At 66.7% G+C, this 17,288-nt stretch carries 15 protein-coding genes and 1 tRNA gene; 7 read left to right on the top strand and 9 right to left on the bottom strand.

What is annotated here, in order from left to right:
• The first annotated feature begins 65 nt into the window (after nt 1-65).
• Both clpB and BZG35_RS00395 read left to right on the top strand, forming a co-directional pair.
• Nucleotides 66-2,654 carry an ATP-dependent chaperone ClpB gene (gene clpB / locus BZG35_RS00400; RefSeq protein ID WP_077353789.1) on the top strand — a complete coding sequence of 863 codons (2,589 nt, stop codon included), beginning with the start codon at nt 66-68 and terminating at the stop codon, nt 2,652-2,654.
• The gene (locus tag BZG35_RS00395) at nt 2,654-4,597 is read left to right on the top strand and encodes a P-loop NTPase fold protein (RefSeq protein WP_077353788.1); all 1,944 of its coding nucleotides are present in this window, start codon (nt 2,654-2,656) and stop codon (nt 4,595-4,597) included. Before clpB ends, BZG35_RS00395 begins: the two co-directional genes overlap by 1 nt.
• 59 nt (nt 4,598-4,656) lie before the next feature.
• Here the strand turns inward: BZG35_RS00395 and BZG35_RS00390 are convergent, their stop codons facing one another.
• Nucleotides 4,657-5,766, bottom strand: coding sequence for a zinc-dependent alcohol dehydrogenase (locus BZG35_RS00390; protein ID WP_253189224.1), 1,110 nt, complete (start codon nt 5,764-5,766; stop codon nt 4,657-4,659).
• A gap of 330 nt (nt 5,767-6,096) precedes the next feature.
• On the bottom strand, nt 6,097-7,596 hold the full coding sequence (locus BZG35_RS00385) for a phosphomannomutase/phosphoglucomutase (RefSeq protein WP_077353787.1): 1,500 nt from the start codon (nt 7,594-7,596) through the stop codon (nt 6,097-6,099).
• A gap of 112 nt (nt 7,597-7,708) precedes the next feature.
• Here BZG35_RS00385 and BZG35_RS00380 point away from each other — a divergent pair, with 112 nt between their 5' ends.
• Genes BZG35_RS00380 through BZG35_RS00370 form a run of 3 tightly spaced genes read left to right on the top strand, consistent with a single transcriptional unit; the run spans nt 7,709 to nt 10,170 of the window.
• Nucleotides 7,709-8,776 (top strand): serine hydrolase, encoded by a 1,068-nt coding sequence (locus BZG35_RS00380; RefSeq protein ID WP_171981842.1) that lies wholly within the window; start codon nt 7,709-7,711, stop codon nt 8,774-8,776.
• A 51-nt stretch (nt 8,777-8,827) separates the two neighbouring features.
• Nucleotides 8,828-9,544, top strand: a complete 717-nt coding sequence (gene gpmA / locus BZG35_RS00375) for a 2,3-diphosphoglycerate-dependent phosphoglycerate mutase (protein WP_077353785.1) — start codon at nt 8,828-8,830, stop codon at nt 9,542-9,544.
• Nucleotides 9,541-10,170, top strand: a complete 630-nt coding sequence (locus BZG35_RS00370) for a bifunctional diaminohydroxyphosphoribosylaminopyrimidine deaminase/5-amino-6-(5-phosphoribosylamino)uracil reductase RibD (protein WP_077353784.1) — start codon at nt 9,541-9,543, stop codon at nt 10,168-10,170. Before gpmA ends, BZG35_RS00370 begins: the two co-directional genes overlap by 4 nt.
• Nucleotides 10,171-10,492: 322 nt before the next feature.
• Here BZG35_RS00370 and hisS read toward each other — a convergent pair whose 3' ends face one another.
• From hisS to BZG35_RS00345, 5 genes are all read right to left on the bottom strand, one after another.
• Nucleotides 10,493-11,983, bottom strand: a complete 1,491-nt coding sequence (gene hisS, locus BZG35_RS00365) for a histidine--tRNA ligase (protein WP_077353783.1) — start codon at nt 11,981-11,983, stop codon at nt 10,493-10,495.
• A 68-nt stretch (nt 11,984-12,051) separates the two neighbouring features.
• Nucleotides 12,052-13,302, bottom strand: a complete 1,251-nt coding sequence (locus BZG35_RS00360) for a DUF418 domain-containing protein (protein ID WP_077353782.1) — start codon at nt 13,300-13,302, stop codon at nt 12,052-12,054.
• 109 nt (nt 13,303-13,411) lie between these two features.
• The gene (locus tag BZG35_RS00355; protein ID WP_077353781.1) at nt 13,412-13,969 is read right to left on the bottom strand and encodes a phthalate transporter; all 558 of its coding nucleotides are present in this window, start codon (nt 13,967-13,969) and stop codon (nt 13,412-13,414) included.
• On the bottom strand, nt 13,966-14,847 hold the full coding sequence (locus tag BZG35_RS00350; protein ID WP_077353780.1) for a 3-hydroxybutyryl-CoA dehydrogenase: 882 nt from the start codon (nt 14,845-14,847) through the stop codon (nt 13,966-13,968). Before BZG35_RS00350 ends, BZG35_RS00355 begins: the two co-directional genes overlap by 4 nt.
• 118 nt (nt 14,848-14,965) lie before the next feature.
• A complete protein-coding gene (locus tag BZG35_RS00345) occupies nt 14,966-15,271 on the bottom strand; it encodes a YggT family protein (RefSeq protein ID WP_077353779.1) in 306 nt (101 codons plus the stop codon).
• Between the two features lie 143 nt (nt 15,272-15,414).
• On the opposite strand from BZG35_RS00345, the gene BZG35_RS00340 reads away from it, so the two are divergent.
• Both BZG35_RS00340 and BZG35_RS00335 read left to right on the top strand, forming a co-directional pair.
• A tRNA-Ala gene (locus tag BZG35_RS00340) sits at nt 15,415-15,490 on the top strand.
• An 84-nt stretch (nt 15,491-15,574) separates the two neighbouring features.
• Nucleotides 15,575-16,516: a rhodanese-related sulfurtransferase gene (locus BZG35_RS00335; protein ID WP_077357683.1), complete on the top strand. Its 942-nt coding sequence runs from the start codon at nt 15,575-15,577 to the stop codon at nt 16,514-16,516.
• A 4-nt stretch (nt 16,517-16,520) separates the two neighbouring features.
• On the opposite strand, the gene BZG35_RS00330 is transcribed toward BZG35_RS00335, so the two are convergent.
• Nucleotides 16,521-16,808 carry an HPr family phosphocarrier protein gene (locus BZG35_RS00330; protein ID WP_077353778.1) on the bottom strand — a complete coding sequence of 96 codons (288 nt, stop codon included), beginning with the start codon at nt 16,806-16,808 and terminating at the stop codon, nt 16,521-16,523.
• A gap of 4 nt (nt 16,809-16,812) precedes the next feature.
• Complete coding sequence (locus BZG35_RS00325; protein ID WP_077353777.1) at nt 16,813-17,217, bottom strand: PTS sugar transporter subunit IIA; 405 nt, start codon at nt 17,215-17,217, stop codon at nt 16,813-16,815.
• Nucleotides 17,218-17,288 lie beyond the last annotated feature (71 nt).

Genomic DNA, 17,288 nt, shown 5'->3' with positions numbered 1-17,288 from the left:
GAGGCGCAACGGCGTCGCTTCTCGGAGGGCGTCGATCTACGATCCGCCTTGTCAGGGGACACGCCATGAATCTCGACCTCTATTCCGACCGCGCCAAACAGGCCGTCCAGTCCGCCCAGACCCTCGCCCTGGCGCGCAAGCACCAGCAATTCGCCCCCGAGCACCTGCTGAAGGTGCTGCTGGAGGAGCGCGACGGCCTGGCCCGCACCCTGATCACCGCCGCCGGCGGCGACCCGGTCAAGGCCGTGGAGGGGGCGGAGGCCCTGCTGAAGAAACGGCCCCAGGTCGAGAGCGCCACCAGCCAGCTGTATCTCGACGGATCGACCGCGCGCGTCTTCGCCGGCGCCGAATCGGCCGCGAAAAAGGCCGGCGACGCCTTCGTCACCACCGAGCGGATCCTGGCCGCCATCGCCCGCGAGGTTGGCGCCGCCGGCGACGCCCTGAAATCCGCCGGCGTCACCGCCGACAAGCTGGACGCCGCCGTCGCCGATATCCGCAAGGGCAAGACCGCCGATTCCGCCGGGGCCGAGGACGCCTATGAGGCGCTGAAACGCTATGCCCGCGACCTGACCCAGGCCGCCCGCGACGGCAAGATCGACCCGGTCATCGGCCGCGACGAGGAGATCCGCCGCACCATCCAGGTCCTGGCCCGCCGCACCAAGAACAACCCCGTCCTGATCGGCGAGCCCGGCGTCGGCAAGACCGCGATCGTCGAGGGCCTGGCACTGCGCATCGTCAACGGCGACGTGCCCGAGAGCCTTAAGGACAAGGCGGTGATGGCGCTCGACATGGGCTCCCTGATCGCCGGGGCCAAATATCGCGGCGAGTTCGAGGAACGGCTGAAGGCCGTGCTGGGCGAGGTCACGGCCGCCGAGGGCCAGATCATCCTGTTCATCGACGAGATGCACACCCTGGTCGGGGCCGGCAAGGGCGACGGGGCCATGGACGCCTCGAACCTGCTGAAGCCCGCCCTGGCGCGCGGCGAGCTGCACTGCGTCGGGGCCACGACGCTGGATGAGTACCGCAAATATATCGAGAAGGACGCCGCCCTGGCCCGCCGCTTCCAGTCGGTCTTCATCGACGAGCCGAGCGTGGAGGACACCATCTCCATCCTGCGCGGCCTGAAGGAGAAATACGAGGTCCACCACGGGGTGCGGATCAGCGACAGCGCCATCGTCGCCGCCGCCACGCTGAGCAACCGCTACATCACCGACCGCTTCCTGCCCGACAAGGCCATCGACCTGATCGACGAGGCCGGCAGCCGCGTGCGCATGGCGGTCGACTCCAAGCCGGAGAGCCTGGACGAAATCGACCGCCGCCTGGTCCAGCTGAAGATCGAGCGCGAGGCCCTGAAGAAGGAGACCGACAGCGCCTCCAAGCTGCGCCTCGAGCGGCTCGACGACGAGATCTCGGACCTCCAGGTCGAATCCGACGACCTGACCCGCCGCTGGAAGGCCGAGAAGGACAAGGTCGGCCAGGGGGCCCAGCTGCGCGAGACCCTGGACCGGCTGCGCGCCGAACTGGCGGCGGCCCAGCGCAACGGCGACCTCGGCCGGGCGTCGGAGATCGCCTATGGCCAGATCCCCCAGATCGAGAAGCAACTGGCCCAGGCCGAGGCCGACGAGACCTCCGGCCGGGGGCCGCTGACCGCCGAGGTGGTCGACGCCGAACAGATCGCCGCCGTCGTCTCGCGCTGGACCGGCGTCCCCGTCGACAAGATGCTGGAGGGCGAGCGCGAGAAGCTGCTGGCCATGGAGGACGCCCTGCGCGGCCGCGTCGTGGGTCAGGACGCCGCGCTGGAGGCCGTGGCCGACGCGGTCCGCCGCGCCCGCGCGGGCCTCAACGACCCCAACCGCCCGCTGGGCTCCTTCCTGTTCCTCGGCCCCACCGGCGTCGGCAAGACCGAGCTGACCAAGGCCCTGGCCGCCTTCCTGTTCGACGACGAGACCGCCATCACCCGCATGGACATGTCGGAATACATGGAGAAACACTCGGTCAGCCGCCTGATCGGCGCCGCTCCCGGCTATGTCGGCTATGACGAGGGCGGGGCCCTGACCGAGGCCGTGCGCCGCCGGCCCTATCAGGTCGTCCTGTTCGACGAGGTCGAAAAGGCCCACCCCGACGTCTTCAACGTCCTGCTCCAGGTGCTGGACGACGGCCGCCTGACCGACGGTCAGGGCCGGGTGGTCGACTTCAAGAACACCCTGCTGATCATGACCTCCAACCTCGGCTCCGACGCCCTGGCCAACCAGGCCGACGGCGAGGACGTCGAGGCCGTGCGCCCCTATGTCATGGAGGCCGTCCGCGCCCATTTCCGGCCGGAGTTCCTCAACCGCATCGACGAGATCATCCTGTTCCGCCGCCTCGGCCGCGACCAGATGGGCAGCATCGTCCGCATCCAGCTGGGGCGTCTGGAAAAGCTGATGGCCGACCGCAGGTTGACGTTGTCCATCGACGACGGCGCCCTCGCCTGGCTGGCGGACAAGGGCTACGACCCCGTCTATGGCGCGCGGCCGCTGAAGCGGGTGATCCAGAAGGACCTGGTCGACCCGATGGCGAAGAAGCTGCTGGCCGGGGCGCTGGAGGACGGGTCGGTGATCGCGGTGTCAGAGGGGCGCGACGGGCTCGAGATCGGGAAGGCGCGGGTGCACTGATGCATGACGATACAACGCGCGTCACTCCGCCGACTGATCATTCTACAACCGTTTCCATCGCCGAACACGATCCCAATGAAGCAATCATTTCTTATTTAGACAGTTATCTAGCTGCACAAGCTAAACTTCAGTACGCCGTTCTACTTGAAGGTCCTTGGGGCTCCGGAAAGACGTTTTTTATCCAACGATACCTTGAGCTTGTAAATCAGCCGTACATCTACGTCAGCATGTTTGGGGTTGCATCGGCTAGTGAAATCGATGACCAAATACTTCGGCAAATTCACCCCATACTCACGTCCCGGCCAGTCAGGCTGGCAGGCATAGTCGCTAAGGGAATTCTAAAAGGCACTCTAAAAATAGACCTTAACGACGACGGCAAGGACGATGGAACGATTAGTTCGACGCTTCCTGATGTAAAGATTTCTGATTTTGCCAAAAATGCCGCCGGTCGAATTCTCGTATTCGATGATCTAGAGCGAGCGTCTATGAAAATTCCGGATGTTCTCGGTTACATAAATGCGATTGTAGAGCACGAAGACATTCGATGCATAATAATCGCCAACGAGAAAGAGATGGACAGAGAAGATGTATACTTCAAGCGAATAAAAGAGAAACTTATTGGACAAACGCTCCGTTTAATACCATCGATAGATGATGCCTACCCGGAGATCACAACTCTTATAGATAACCTTTGGGTGAGAGATTTTCTTGAATCTCATAAAGATGAAGTCTTAGAAACATTTTCACTATCCGGAGTGTCAAATCTACGTGTTTTAAAGCATGCGCTTTGGGACTTTGAACGCGTTGCGCGGGTCATTTCTGATGAAGATCGATCCCATACTGATGCAATGGCTCACATTGCTCGTGTTATCGTCGCTCTATCGATTGAGGTTAGGACGGGACAACTTACCATTGAGGACCTTAACGAACTGAAGGGAAACCGATATTCAAGACTGTTTGGAGCCGGTAAAGATCGGGAACCCAGCGCCATGGAGCGCGCAGAAGATAAGTATACAGGCCTAGAACTCAGACCATCATTCCTCGACGTCGATCTGGTGTGTGACCTGCTGTCAAAGGGATACGTTGACGCTGATCAATTCCGAGCAAGCCTGCACCGGTCTGCGCCATTCGTTCCCACGTCTGAGGAGCCTGCTTGGCGCACTGTGTGGCATGGGTTCGAACGAACTGACGCCGAATTCGGCACAGCGTTGGCAAGACTTCAAGATCAGTTTGTCGGCCGAGAGATTTTGGTACCCGGCGAAATCCTGCATCTAATCAGCTTATGGCTCTGGCTTGCGAAAATCGAAGCCATACCGAAGACGGTCCCCGAAGCCGCCGCTGAAGCCAAAGCCTATATCGATGATCTGTATTCAGCCGGGAAACTTTCGCCGCAACTGCACGAAGACTTCGGTTCCTTCTCAATGCGGTTTGGCACGGGCTATGGCGGCTTAGGCTTTATGGAGCCAGAGGCCCCAGAATTTCGCGAGGCCGCCAAATATTTTCAGGCCAAACGCGCAGACGCAGACAAGGACCTGAACCCCGAACGAGCGAAGTCTCTTTTGGAGGATCTCAAATCAGACCCAGATACGTTTTACAGAAGGGTCACGGTTACAAACAACAGTGACAGCTTACACTATAATATGCCCGTTCTAGCATCCATGGAACCGGATGACTTTGTGAGCGCCTTATTGGCGCAACACCCGGCACATCAGCGCACGATTCTGTCGGCCCTGAAGGTGCGCTACGAGCACGGACAGCTATCCGGCCGTCTTCTTTCAGAGAAGCAATGGTTAGAGAAAGTCAGGTCGGCTGTCCTTGAATCCGCTGAGAAGCTCGATCCTATGCCTCGCTATCGAACCCAACGTAACGTTCAGTGGTTCCTGAACCCGTCTCTCAATCTTGACGGCGAATCCGATGACCAGCCGGCGCTTGCACCAGGTTGACTTGGGCCCCCGCGTCTCCACGGGGGCCTCCGATCTTCTCGCCGTCGCGCGTCCGCGACCTAGGGGTTGATGACGACCTTGATGCAGCCGTCGGTCTTTTCCTGGAACATCTTGTAGGCGTCGGGGCCGTCTTCCAGCTTGATCTTGTGGGTGATCAGGAAGCTGGGGTCGATCTCGCCTTCCTCGATGCGGCGCATCAGGGGTTCCAGATAGCGCTGCACGTGGGTCTGGCCGGTCTTCAGGGTCAGGCCCTTGCCGACGAAGGCCCCCATCATGGTGGGGATGACGCCGACGAAGACGCCGGGCAGGCTGATGGTGCCGCCGGGGCGGCAGGCGACGATGGCCTCGTTTAGGGCATAGGGGCGTTCCATCTTGCCGGCGACGGTCTCCTGGACCTTTTCCATCAGGCCGCCCGAGCCGTGGCTTTCCAGGCCGACGGCCTCGATCACCGAATCCGGGCCGACGCCGTGGGTCATGGTCTTGATCCGCTCCTGCAGGTCGCCCTCGGAGAAGTCGATGGTCTCGGCCCCGGCGTCGCGGGCCAGCTGCAGGCGTTCCGGCACCTGGTCGATGGCGATGACGCGCTCGGCCCCCATCATGAAGGCGGAGCGGATGGCGAACTGGCCGACGGGGCCGCAGCCGAACACCAGGACGGTGTGGCCGGGTTCGATGTTGGCGTTCTCGGCGGCCATCCAGCCGGTCGGGAAGATGTCGGACAGGAACAGGACCTGGTCGTCGGTCAGGCCGTTGGGCACCTTGATCGGGCCGACGTCGGCATAGGGGATGCGCAGGTATTCGGCCTGGCCGCCGGGGATGCCGCCGTACATGTGGGTGTATCCGAACAGGCCGGCGGTCGGATAGCCGGTCTGTTTCGCCTGTTCCGCGCCGTTCGGGTTGGATCGTTCGCACACGGAGTACAGGCCGCGCTTGCAGTAGTCGCACTCGCCGCAGCTGATGGTGAAGGGCACCACGACGCGGTCGCCGACCTTCAGTTTCGTGTTGTCCTTGCCGACGGCGACGACCTCGCCCATCGTCTCGTGGCCCATGATGTCGCCGGACTTCATGCCGGGGACGAAGCCGCCGTACAGGTGCAGGTCAGACCCGCAGATGGCGCAGGAGGTGACGCGGATGATGGCGTCGCGGCCGTCCTGAATTTCGGGGTCGTCCACCGTCTCTCAGCGGATGTCGCCCTTGCCGTGCCAGCATAGCGCTTTCATGTCGATCTCCTCGGGGAATGAGGAGGGGAAAGGCGCGGGGTGGCGTGCGATTCCGGCTTTTCGGCGTCTCCTCCCGCCGAAGGGCAATGGGAGGTGTCTCATCGCGATCAGCGATGTGGAGGAGAGATCGCGAAGCGATCCGACGACGGGAGGGGGCGGCTCGGAAATCGGGGTGCTGGCCGGTGCTCGCCCGGCGAAACCCGGTCGCCCCCTCCGTCCTCTCGCGGATCGCGAGAGGCCACCTCCCCATGCGCCTTCGCGCATGGGGAGGAGACCGCGGGCTCAGATTTCCTGGTTGTATTCGCCGACCTCGGGGTGGGCGGCCAGGCGGGGTTTGACCTCTTCGTGGAACAGGGCGCGCATGTCGTCCTCGGATCGCATGGATTCGACAACGACGACCAGTTCCGGCTTGTTGGAGGAGGCGCGGACCAGCACCCACGACCCGTCTTCCAGATGCACGCGCGCGCCGTTAACGGTGATGACCTCGACGATCTTCCGTCCCAGGATCGAACCGCCCTCGGCCCCCAGTTTTTCGTATTCGGCGACGATCTTGGCCAGGACGCCGTATTTGATCTCGTCGTCGCAATGCGGCGACATGGTCAGGCTGGTCCAGGCGTCGGGAAGGGACGACTTGAGGTCGAACAGGGTCTTGCCGGGGTTGCGGTCCATCATCTGCAGGACGGCGGCGGCGGCGACCAGGCCGTCGTCGTAGCCACGCCCGATGGGGTTGGCCAGGAAGAAGTGGCCCGACTTCTCGAAGCCGGCCAGGGCCCCCAGTTCGGCGGTCTTGCGCTTGATGTAGGAGTGGCCGGTCTTCCAGTAGACGGTGGTCGCGCCGTTGGCGGCCAGCACCGCGTCGGTCTTGTACAGGCCGGTCGATTTCACATCGACGACGAAGGTGGCGTTGGGGTGCAGGGCCGACAGGTCGCGAGCCAGCAGCAGGCCGATCTTGTCGGCGAAGATCTCCTCGCCCGTGTTGTCGACCACGCCGCAGCGGTCGCCGTCGCCGTCGAAGCCCAGGGCCAGGTCGGCCCCGGTCTCGCGCACCCGCTCGGCCATCTGCATCAGCATGGCGTGGTCTTCCGGGTTCGGATTGTACTTGGGGAAGGTATAGTCGAGGTCGGTGTCCATCTCGATCACCTCGGCCCCCATGCGGCGCAGGGCCTCGGGCGCGAAGGCCCCGGCCGTGCCGTTGCCGCAGGCGCAGACCACCTTCACCGGGCGGCTCAACTTGATCGATCCGACCACCTCCTGGAGGTACTGTTCGCGGAAGCCCTCGACCCGCTCCAGCCGCCCGCCGGGCCGGGCCACGCCCTGGCCCTCCAGGACGATCTCCTTCAGACGGCCGATCTCCTCGGGGCCGAAGGTGACGGGCGGATTGGTGCCCATCTTGACCCCGGTCCAGCCGTTCTCGTTGTGGCTGGCCGTGACCATGGCCACGCAGGGGGCGTTCAGGGCGAACTGGCCGAAATAGGCCATGGGCGACAGGGCCAGGCCGATGTCCAGCACCTCCATCCCGCCTTCCAGCAGGCCCAGGATCAGGGCCTGTTTGACGCTGATCGAATAGGACCGGAAGTCGTGGCCCACGACGATGCGCGGCTGGATGTCGTTCTCATGGACGTAGGTGGCCAGGGCCAGACCCAGGGCCTGGATGCCCAGCAGGTTGATCTCCTTCTCCAGGATCCAGCGGGCATCGTACTCCCGGAAGCCCGTTGGCTTCACCAGGGCGATGGTTTCATAATCGAAACTGTTCGGGACGAGATCCTGGCGGGGCTTCTGCATGGCGCTTCCTTGGGGAGGGGGCTGACCGGCGCGGTATAGCCGCAGGACCCCGGGCGGACAATAACGTGCGAACGGTGGTATGGGTGCGATCGGGATGACGAGGGGTGCGGCGATGCGGTCTCTGACGATCACGGCCCTGGCGGTCGCGCTTCTGTCCGCAAGCGGATCAGCCCTCGCCCAAGGCGTGGCCGACGGGCCGACGGCGACCGCATCGCAGGGGCTGTCGGCGATGAAGGCGCGACTGGCGGCGTTCGAGGGCTATGCCGGGGTCTTCGGCGTGTCGCGGGACGGCCAGGCCGAGGTCGCGTCCATCGCCCGGCCCGACGGGGCCTATCCGGTCGATCCGTCGACCCCGGTCCGCTGGGCCTCGGTGTCCAAGATGATTACGGCGATCCTGGTGTTTCAGCAGATCGATGCCGGAACGATGGCGCTGGACGCAACCGTCGCGACCTATTGGCCCGGGACGACCGTGGCCAACGCCGACAGAATAACGATCCGCCAGCTTCTGGGGCATCGCTCGGGCCTGGCGGAAGAGTCCGAAACGCCCGACGGTCCGGCCGGCGATGCGCTGCAATATTGCGGGACGGCCAAGGCCGAGCCGGGATCGGTCTTTTTCTACAACAACTGCGACACCATCGTGGTGGGCAAGGTGCTGGAGGCGGTGACGGGCCGGACCTATCTCGATCTGGTCAACAGCCGCATCGGCGCGCCGCTGGGGCTGACGCTGACCCTGCCCGAGACACCCCGGGTCGAGGCGACGATGGCGGACGGCTCGGCCGAGGCACGCGTCTGGCTGTCCGGCTTCGGCCCCGCCGGTGGGCTTTACGGCACCATCGGCGACATGCTGAAGATCGACAGGGCTCTGATGGAAGGCCGCCTGATCTCGGCCGCGTCGCTGGCGACCATGCTGACCGGAGACCCGGCCTCGGGCTATGCCGCCCTCAGCGTCTGGTCCTATGCACCGGACCTGGGGGCCTGTATCGGCCAGACCCGACTGGTGGAACGCTATGGCGAGATCGGCGGGGTCCAGGTGCGGAACTTCCTGCTGCCGGACCTGGATCTGGCCCTGGCCGTCTATTCCAACGATCACCGCACCGACTTCGGCGAGGTCTGGCGCGGCGAAGGCCTGTCGCTCGACCTGATCCGCGCGGCGGCCTGCGGCGGACCACCCGCCGCTTGACCGCGCGGAGGTCGCGCCCTACCCCGGAGCATCGTATCCGGAAAGCCCATCATGCCTCGACTGATCCTGCTGCGTCATGGCCAGAGCCAGTGGAACCTCGAGAATCGCTTCACCGGCTGGGTCGACGTCGACCTGACCGCCGAGGGGGAGGCCCAGGCCCGGCACGCGGGCGAGCTGATCGCCCAGGCCGGGTTCAAGCCCGCGGTCATGTTCACCTCGGTTCTGACGCGGGCCAAGCGGACCGGCGCCCTGGCGCTGCAGACCGCCGGACTGACCGACGTGCCCGTCGTCGCCGACTGGCGGCTGAACGAGCGGCACTACGGCGGCCTGACCGGGCTGGACAAGGCCGAGACCGCCCGGCTGCACGGCGATGACCAGGTCAAGATCTGGCGCCGCAGCTATGACATCCCGCCCCCGTCGCTGGAGGCGGGCAGCGAATGGGATTTCGCCGGCGATCCCCGCTATGCCGGCCAGGCCATCCCGGACACGGAGAGCCTGAAGACGACGCTGGAGCGGGTCCTGCCCTATTGGAACGCGGCGATCGCCCCGCGTCTGGAGGCCGGCGAGGATGTGCTGATCGCGGCCCACGGCAACTCGCTGCGCGCCATCGTCAAACACCTGTTCGACGTGCCGGACGACCGGATCGTCGGGGTCGAGATCCCGACCGGCAATCCGCTCGAGATCGATCTCGACGCCGGGCTGAAACCGACGGCCGCCCGCTATCTGGACGCCGATCGGGCCCAGTCGCTGCCGGCCCTGGCCGCGTGAGCGCGGCCGCCGCCGATCAGGCCCATATGCGTCGGGCCATCGACCTGGCCCTGGCCCGCATGGGCGAGACCTGGCCCAATCCGGCGGTCGGCTGCGTCATCGTCAAGGACGGCGTCGTTCTGGCCGAGGCGGCGACCGCCCCCGGCGGCCGCCCCCACGCCGAGGAGCAGGCCGTGCCCGCCGCCGGACCCGACGTCGCGGGGGCCACGGCCTATGTCACCCTGGAGCCCTGCGGGGCCCGCTCGTCGGGTCGCGCCTCCTGCGCGCATTTCCTGGCCGAGGCCGGGATCGCCCGGGTCGTGGTGGCGGCCCTGGACCCGTCCCCCTTCGCCTCGGGGCGCGGCACGGAGCGTCTGCGCCAGGCGGGATTGACGGTGGAGACCGGTCTGATGAAGGCCGAGGCCGGTGTGCTGTCGGAAGGGTTCCTGCATCGGCTCGAGACCGGCCGCCCCATGGTGCGGATCAGCGCCGACGGGACGGGCTTCGACGCCCGCTTCGCCGCCTCTCCGCGCGCCGACCTGGTGACCGAGCTGAAGCGGCTGGGGGAGGCGGGCTATACCCGCCTGTGGACCGGGCCCGGCGAACTGGCCGATGCCCTGGCCGAGCAGGGCCTGCTCACCGCCTAGGCATTGAACTGAAGGCACTCTGCGCCACGCTGATCCCAAGCGTCAGCATACGGAGTTTCGTGGCCGCAAACCGGATCATTGCGCCTAAGTTGATGTTCAGGCGTGAAAAAGCCCGCTGCGGGGGATACATCGCAGCGGGCTTTCTCGCTCTCTGTGGAGCGGACGTTTCCTCCCCGAAACGCCTTCGTCCGGTGGCTGCGCCTTGCGGTGCCGCGCCGTTCGAGTGAGATCAAATGACCGCTCGGAGGGGGTCCCGTCAATCGAAGGCGACGGCATTTGCGGCAGAAAATCGACTTATCGACGATAAGTCATTCAAACCGCCTCAGGTTCTCGACGGACTGTCGATAATGGCCCGTATGCTGTTAACCAGCTCGGCGCGGGCGACGGTCCTCTGGCCGGGGCGCTCGGCCTTCCAGGCCTCGTTGTCGGTGACGCCCGCCGCGAGCTGTCGGCCGGCGTCGAGATCCTTGATCGTGACCGTGCCCGCCGCGATCTCGTCGCCGCCCAGCATGATGGCCGCCGGGGCATGGCGTCGATCGGCGTATTTCATCTGAGCCTTCATTCCCGCGCGGCCCAGATACAGTTCGGCGGCGATCCCGGCCGCGCGCAGCTCGGAGACCGCATCGAGATAGGCCTGCATGTCGTCCTGGCCGAAGACGATGACGACGACCGGCCCCCGGACCGAGCCGTCCGCGCGGCCGGCGGCGCGCAGGGCGGACGCCAGGCGGGACACGCCGAACGAGAAGCCGGTGGCGGGCGTCGACTCCCCGGTGAAGCGGGCGACCAGGTCGTCGTAGCGTCCACCGCCGCCGATCGAGCCGAACCGTACGGGCCGGCCCTTGTCGTCGGTGGTGTCGAGTAGCAGTTCGGCCTCGAACACGGCCCCGGTGTAGTATTCCAGGCCCCGCACGATGGTCGGGTCGAACCGCACGACGTCCTGGCCCACGCGCATGGCCTGCAAGGCCCGGTCGATCCCGGCCAGCTCCTCCAGCGCCGCCTCGCCCGCCGCGCCCAGGCCACCCGAGCGGGCGATCGCGTCCAGGGTCTCGGCCCGGGTCCGCTCGCCGTCCCCGGCCGAGCCCAGGAAGGCCTCGATCGTGCTGGCCACGCCGAGCGGCAGGTTGGCCCCCTTGGTATAGTCGCCGCTCTCGTCGAGCCGGCCCTCGCCCAGCAGGGCCGCGACTCCTTCCCAACCCAGGCGGTCGAACTTGTCGATGGCCCGCAGCGCCGTCAGTCTCTGGCCGGGGTCGGCGATCCCACCCGCCTCGAACAGGCCGTCGAACAGCTTGCGGTTCGAGACCCGGATCACGGCCTGGCCCGGCTGAAGCCCCGCCGCCTGAAGGCCCTCGCAGGCCATGGCGATGATCTCCGCGTCCGCCTCGGGACGGTCCGAGCCGACGGTGTCGGCGTCGCACTGGGTGAACTCGCGGAACCGGCCGGGGCCGGGCTTCTCGTTGCGCCAGACGGGGCCGAAGGCGTAGCGCCGGAACGGCTTGGGCAGGGTCTCCCAGGTCTGGGCCGCGAACCGGGCCAGGGGCGCGGTCAGGTCGTAGCGCAGCGCCATCCACTGGTCGTCGTCGTCCTGCAGGGCGAAGACGCCTTCGTTCGGCCGGTCGGCGTCGGGCAGGAACTTGCCCAGGGCGTCGGCATATTCGAAGGCCCCGGTGTCGAGCGGCTCGAAGCCCCAGCGTTCATAGACCTCGGACACCCGCTGGACGATGCGCCGCTCGGCGATCAGGCTGGGGCCGCGGCGGTCGGCGAACCCCCGGGGACTGCGGGCTTCGGGGCGGGCGGGGCTGGCGGCGTCGGTCATGGCCGCTGTTTAGAGGGCTCGGGGACGGGGGTCGAGGGGCGACGCCCGCGCCCCGGTGGCGGGATGATCTAGGCCCGGATCGGGACCCACCGACCGTAGGTCAGGCAGCGCCAGACCCACTCCAGCGGTCCCATCTGGAACCGCGACAGCCACAGCGGCGACCAGATCAACTGGGCGACCCAGACCGCGCCGACGATCCCCCACAGGGGCGCGGGCTCGACCGATCCGAACAGACGTGGGCCCCACGGCATGTAGAAGAGCGTGGTCATGATCAGGGTCTGGGTCAGGTAGTTGGTGAAGGCCATCCGCCCGACGGGGGCCAGCACGCCGGTCACGGCCCCGACACCGAGCCGGGTCAGGAGGATCAGGCCAGAGGCATAGGCCAGGGTGATCAGGATGGCGAAGGATCCGGCGACCCTGTCCAACCCGCCGGTGACGTTCGCGTCGGGGCCGGCCACCATCTCGCGCCACTCCAGCCATCCGAAGGCGGCGAGGTTTCCGGCCCCGATCCCCAGGACCAGCAGATAGACCCAGGTCGGCGCCCGGCCGGTCAGGAAGCCGGTCTTGAACAGGCCCAGACCAACCATCATCAGACCCAGGGTGCCCCAGACGATGAAGACCAGGCTGGCGAACTGCAGCATCAGCCAGTTCGCGAAATTGGCGCTCAGGGCCCCGACGAGGCCGGAACGATACTGGTCGATGATCCCCTGGATGGCTTCCGGCGTGACCTCGGGTCTGCTGGCCTCCATCTGCCGGGCGAACTCGCCACCGGCGTTCACCGTCGCATAGCCCAGTCCCGCCTCCATCAGACAGCCCAGACCCACGATCAGCCCGCCGACCCACAGCAGCCGGCCCGGCGGCCAGGACCGGAAGAACAGCATCAACACGCCGCTCCAGGCGTAGAGCAGCAGAATGTCGCCGAACCACAGCGCCAGGCCATGGATCAGGCCGAAGACCGCCAGCCAGAACAGGCGCCGCCGCAACAGACGGCCGCGGGCTTCGTCCGACCGCTCCCCGCCGACCAGGAAGATCGAGACCCCGAACAGCATCGAGAACAGGGTGCGGAACTTGTGCTCGAAGAAGACCTGCACCACCCAGTCGGCCCATTCATTGGCGGGCGCGGCCATCCACGGCAGGGTGACGGAATTCGTCTCGAGGGCGAAGGGCCAGGCGAAGGCCATGGCATTGACGGCCAGGATCCCCAGGATGGCCCAGCCCCTCAGCACGTCCAGCAGGACGATGCGATCGCCGACCTGGGTCGGGGCCAGACCGACCCCGGCCGCGGCCGGGACCGTGAGCACTGGGTGCGCGGTGTTCATGGTGAGCCCTCCCCCGAGACGTCGCTGACAAGCGAGCTTTACACAGTGGGGTGCGGCGGAAAAATGAATTCGCCTTAATGTCCAGGCCGCGCGGGCGCGCCCCAGGCCGTCAGCGCATCAGGCCGAGCCGATCCTTGACCGGCGCCGGGGCCGGTACGAAGGCGAGGAAGGCGGCGCAGACCCCGGCCCACAGCGCATAGCTGACGCCGACCAGGATCGCGACGGGCAGGCCGCCGACGCCATAGATCAGCAGGACCGTCTCGGTCGAGCCGATGGCCTCCATCGGGTTGGCGGAGCCGAGCCAGCCCAGCAGGGTCAGCGTCAGGGCCAGGACGACCTGGAGCGAGGCCGCCAGCAGTCCCCCGTACAGCATGAAGCGCCAGACGATGCCGAGCCGCGTCGCGGGTCGTCCCGTGCGCCGCCGCTCCCGGTCGATCAGCCACAGGCCCAGCGGAACGCCGACCAGGCCGATGACCAGGGCCAGCAGCCGGAAATCGAACTCGCTGCCGGGGAGCCAGTTCTGCGGCGGCCAGACGAGGAACGTCAGGATGAAGGGCGGCCAGAGCACGCCGGCGACGATGGCGAGGGCGATGGCGGAGCGGGTGCCGCGCCACGCGACCACGGTCTGGCCCGGAAACGCCGACGGAGTGTCGAAGCGCGCCCTCACCGGGTCGGGACCGGCACGTCGCCGGAATAGTCATAGAAGCCGCGCCCGGACTTGCGCCCCAGCCAGCCGGCCTCGACATATTTCACCAGCAGGGGGCAGGGCCGATATTTGCTGTCCGCCAGACCTTCGTACAGCACGTTCATGATGGCCAGCACGACGTCCAGCCCCATGAAGTCGGCCAGGGCCAGGGGGCCCATCGGATGGTTGGCGCCCAGCTTCAGCGCCTTGTCGATCGATGCGACATTGCCGACGCCTTCGTACAGCACGTAGATCGCCTCGTTGATCATCGGCACCAGGATTCGGTTGACGATGAAGGCGGGGAAATCCTCGGCGTTGGTGGTGGTCTTGCCCAGGCTTTCGGCGAAGGCGACGGAGGCCTCGTAGGTGGCGGCCGAGGTGGCGATGCCGCGGATGATCTCGACCAGTTTCATCACTGGAGCCGGCTTCATGAAATGCAGGCCGATGAACCGGTCGGGCCGGTCCGTCGCCGAGGCCAGTCGCGTGATCGAGATGGACGAGGTGTTGGATGCCAGCAGGGTGTCGGGCCCCAGGTGGGGCACCAGATCGACGAAGACGGCCTTCTTGACGGCCTCGTCCTCGACCGCCGCCTCGATGACCAGGTCAGCCCGGCCGGCCTCGGCCAGGCTGCTGATGCCCGAGATGGCGGCCATGGCGCTGTCGGCCTGGGCCTGGGTCAGGCTGTCACGCTCGACCTGGCGCGCCAGGCTGGCCCCGATGGTGCCCAGGGCCGCGGGCAGGCGATCGGCGTCGACGTCGAACAGGCTGACCCGATAGCCGCCCAGGGCCACGGCCTGGGCGATGCCGGCCCCCATCTGGCCGGCACCGATGATGGCCACTGATTTGATCGAGACAGTCATGAAGTCGGGGTCGGCAGCGGCATTTCGCCAGGACGCAGCACATTAGGAGACTGTGATCGCCGCGCAAGGCTGAATGCCGCAGTGCGGCGCCGGGGCCACGCTCCGCCCCGGCTGCAGCCTAGCCGAGCAGCATGATGATCGGGCCGGCGGCCATGTTGTTGAACAGGATGCGCGAGAAATTCAGCAGCAGCAGCACCACGATCGGCGAGACGTCGATGCCGCCCAGCGGCGGGATCACGCGACGGAAGGGCTCGAGCAGCGGACGAGTCACGGCGTCCAGGAACTGGGCCAGCTGATTCACGAACCGGTTGCGGTGGTTGATGACGTCGAACGCGAACAGCCAGCTCAGAATGGCCGAGCCGATGATGAACCAGATCATCAGGCTGATGATGGCATTGATAAGCCAGACGATGGCCACGCCCATGGGCTGTTCCTTACTCTCTATGAAAGGCGGTCATAGCCGCCGCCCGCCGGATCGCCAAGGCCACGGGGTGAGACGGATCGCCCGGGCGATTGACACCGCCCCGCCGCGCCTTCTATGTCCGCCCTCGCCTTCCACCCGGAAACGGGGCCGTAGCTCAGTTGGTAGAGCGCGTCGTTCGCAATGACGAGGTCAGGGGTTCGACTCCCCTCGGCTCCACCATCCTACTTCGCGCTGCGCGCTTCGTAGGACAGGTCCACCGGTGCCTCTGCGCGAAGCCGGGCCGGTTGCGAAAACAGGATGCCCATGACCGAACATCGCATCCGCGTCGCCGCCCTCTATCGTTTCGCGGCCGTCGGATCGCCCGAGGCGCTGCGCGATCAACTGGAAGCCCTGTGCGGCGACGATGTGCGCGGCACGCTGCTGGTGGCGCACGAGGGCGTGAACGGCACGATCGCTGGACCGCCGCCGGCCATCGAGCGGGTCCTGGACGGGCTCCGCGCCGTGCCCGGGTTCGCCGACATTGAGGTCAAATTCAGCACGGCCGCCGCCATGCCCTTTCACCGGCTGAAGGTGCGCGTGAAGGCCGAGATCGTGACGATGGGCCAGCCCGGCATCGACCCCGTCCTGGAGGCCGGGACCTATGTCGCGCCGGAGGACTGGAACGCCCTGATCGCCGACCCCGACACGATCGTGATCGACACCCGCAACGACTATGAAGGCGAAGTCGGGGCCTTCCAGGGCGCGGTGCAGCCCAATACCCGTACCTTCCGCGACTTTCCGGACTGGTTCGAGCGCGAGGGGCGCGCCCTGCTGGACCGGCCGACGCCGCCCCGCGTGGCCATGTACTGCACCGGCGGAATCCGCTGCGAGAAGTCGACCGCCTGGCTGAAGGCGCAGGGGGTCGAACGGGTGCATCACCTTCAGGGCGGCATCCTGCGCTACCTCGAGACGGTGCCGCGGGCCGAGAGTCTGTGGCAGGGGGAGTGTTTCGTCTTCGACGAGCGGGTCGCGGTCGGTCACGGCCTCGCGCCGGGCACGCACAGCCTGTGTCGGGGCTGCCGCATGCCGGTCAGCCCGGCCGGCCGCGCCTCGGCCCGCTTCGTCGAGGGCGTCTGCTGCGACCGGTGCTTCGACACCCTGACCGAGGCGCAGCGCGCGGGTGCCCTGGAGCGGGACCGGCAGGTGAAACTGGCGGCCGAACGGGGCCAGGCGCACATCGGGGTCCGACCGCCCCCGAAGGACTGACCCTTCAGACCTCTTCGTCGAACCGGCGGGCGACCAGATCGGACAGGGCCTCGATGGCCGCCTCGGCGTCCGAGCCCTCGGCCGTCACCTCGATCGAACAGCCGTTGCCGGCCCCCAGCATCAGCAGGCCCATGATCGAGCGGGCGTCGACCGTCGTGCCGTCGCGGGTGACGTGGATCTCGGCCTCGAAGCTCGACGCCAGCTTGACGAACTTGGCCGAGGCGCGGGCGTGCAGACCCCGGGTATTGCAGATGTTGGCGGTGGTCCGCGCGGTCGGCAGCGTCTGTCCCATCGCCCTATTTCTCGCCCGCCAGGACCCAGGAGGCCACCGAGATGTATTTGCGCCCGGCGTCCTGGGCGTGGGCGACGCAGGTCTCGAGGCTCTCGCGCGTGCGCACGCTGGCCAGCTTGATCAGCATGGGCAGGTTCAGTCCGGCGATGACCTCGGCATGGGTCTGTTCCATCACCGAGATGGCCAGGTTGGACGGGGTCCCGCCGAACATGTCGGTCAGCAGGATCACCCCGGTGCCGTCGTCGACGGCCGCGGCCGCATCCACGATGTCGCGCCGACGACGCTCCATGTCGTCCTCGGGGCCGATGCAGATGGCGGCCACGCCGCGCTGCGGACCCACGACGTGTTCCATCGCCGACAGGAACTCTGACGCCAGTCCGCCATGGGTGACGATCACGAGGCCGATCATGTCGGCCCCATCCTGCCCAGTCCGATCATGAAGGCGTCTTCAACAGCGAGGCATCCCAAATGGCGGCTCGG

It is taken from the genome of Brevundimonas sp. LM2, assembly GCF_002002865.1.
Taxonomy (GTDB): domain Bacteria; phylum Pseudomonadota; class Alphaproteobacteria; order Caulobacterales; family Caulobacteraceae; genus Brevundimonas.
The sequence above is the reverse complement of the archived record's forward strand: the minus strand, read 5'-3'. Positions and strand labels throughout refer to the sequence as shown.

Excerpts from the sequence above, each read along its gene's own strand:
- clpB (WP_077353789.1), top strand. The coding sequence starts at position 66 with ATGAATCTCGACCTCTATTCCGACCGCGCCAAACAGGCCGTCCAGTCC.
- BZG35_RS00395 (WP_077353788.1), top strand. The coding sequence starts at position 2,654 with ATGCATGACGATACAACGCGCGTCACTCCGCCGACTGATCATTCTACA.
- BZG35_RS00385 (WP_077353787.1), bottom strand. The coding sequence starts at position 7,596 with ATGCAGAAGCCCCGCCAGGATCTCGTCCCGAACAGTTTCGATTATGAA.
- BZG35_RS00380 (WP_171981842.1), top strand. The coding sequence starts at position 7,709 with ATGCGGTCTCTGACGATCACGGCCCTGGCGGTCGCGCTTCTGTCCGCA.
- gpmA (WP_077353785.1), top strand. The coding sequence starts at position 8,828 with ATGCCTCGACTGATCCTGCTGCGTCATGGCCAGAGCCAGTGGAACCTC.
- hisS (WP_077353783.1), bottom strand. The coding sequence starts at position 11,983 with ATGACCGACGCCGCCAGCCCCGCCCGCCCCGAAGCCCGCAGTCCCCGG.
- BZG35_RS00360 (WP_077353782.1), bottom strand. The coding sequence starts at position 13,302 with ATGAACACCGCGCACCCAGTGCTCACGGTCCCGGCCGCGGCCGGGGTC.
- BZG35_RS00350 (WP_077353780.1), bottom strand. The coding sequence starts at position 14,847 with ATGACTGTCTCGATCAAATCAGTGGCCATCATCGGTGCCGGCCAGATG.
- BZG35_RS00345 (WP_077353779.1), bottom strand. The coding sequence starts at position 15,271 with ATGGGCGTGGCCATCGTCTGGCTTATCAATGCCATCATCAGCCTGATG.
- BZG35_RS00335 (WP_077357683.1), top strand. The coding sequence starts at position 15,575 with ATGACCGAACATCGCATCCGCGTCGCCGCCCTCTATCGTTTCGCGGCC.
- BZG35_RS00330 (WP_077353778.1), bottom strand. The coding sequence starts at position 16,808 with ATGGGACAGACGCTGCCGACCGCGCGGACCACCGCCAACATCTGCAAT.
- BZG35_RS00325 (WP_077353777.1), bottom strand. The coding sequence starts at position 17,217 with ATGATCGGCCTCGTGATCGTCACCCATGGCGGACTGGCGTCAGAGTTC.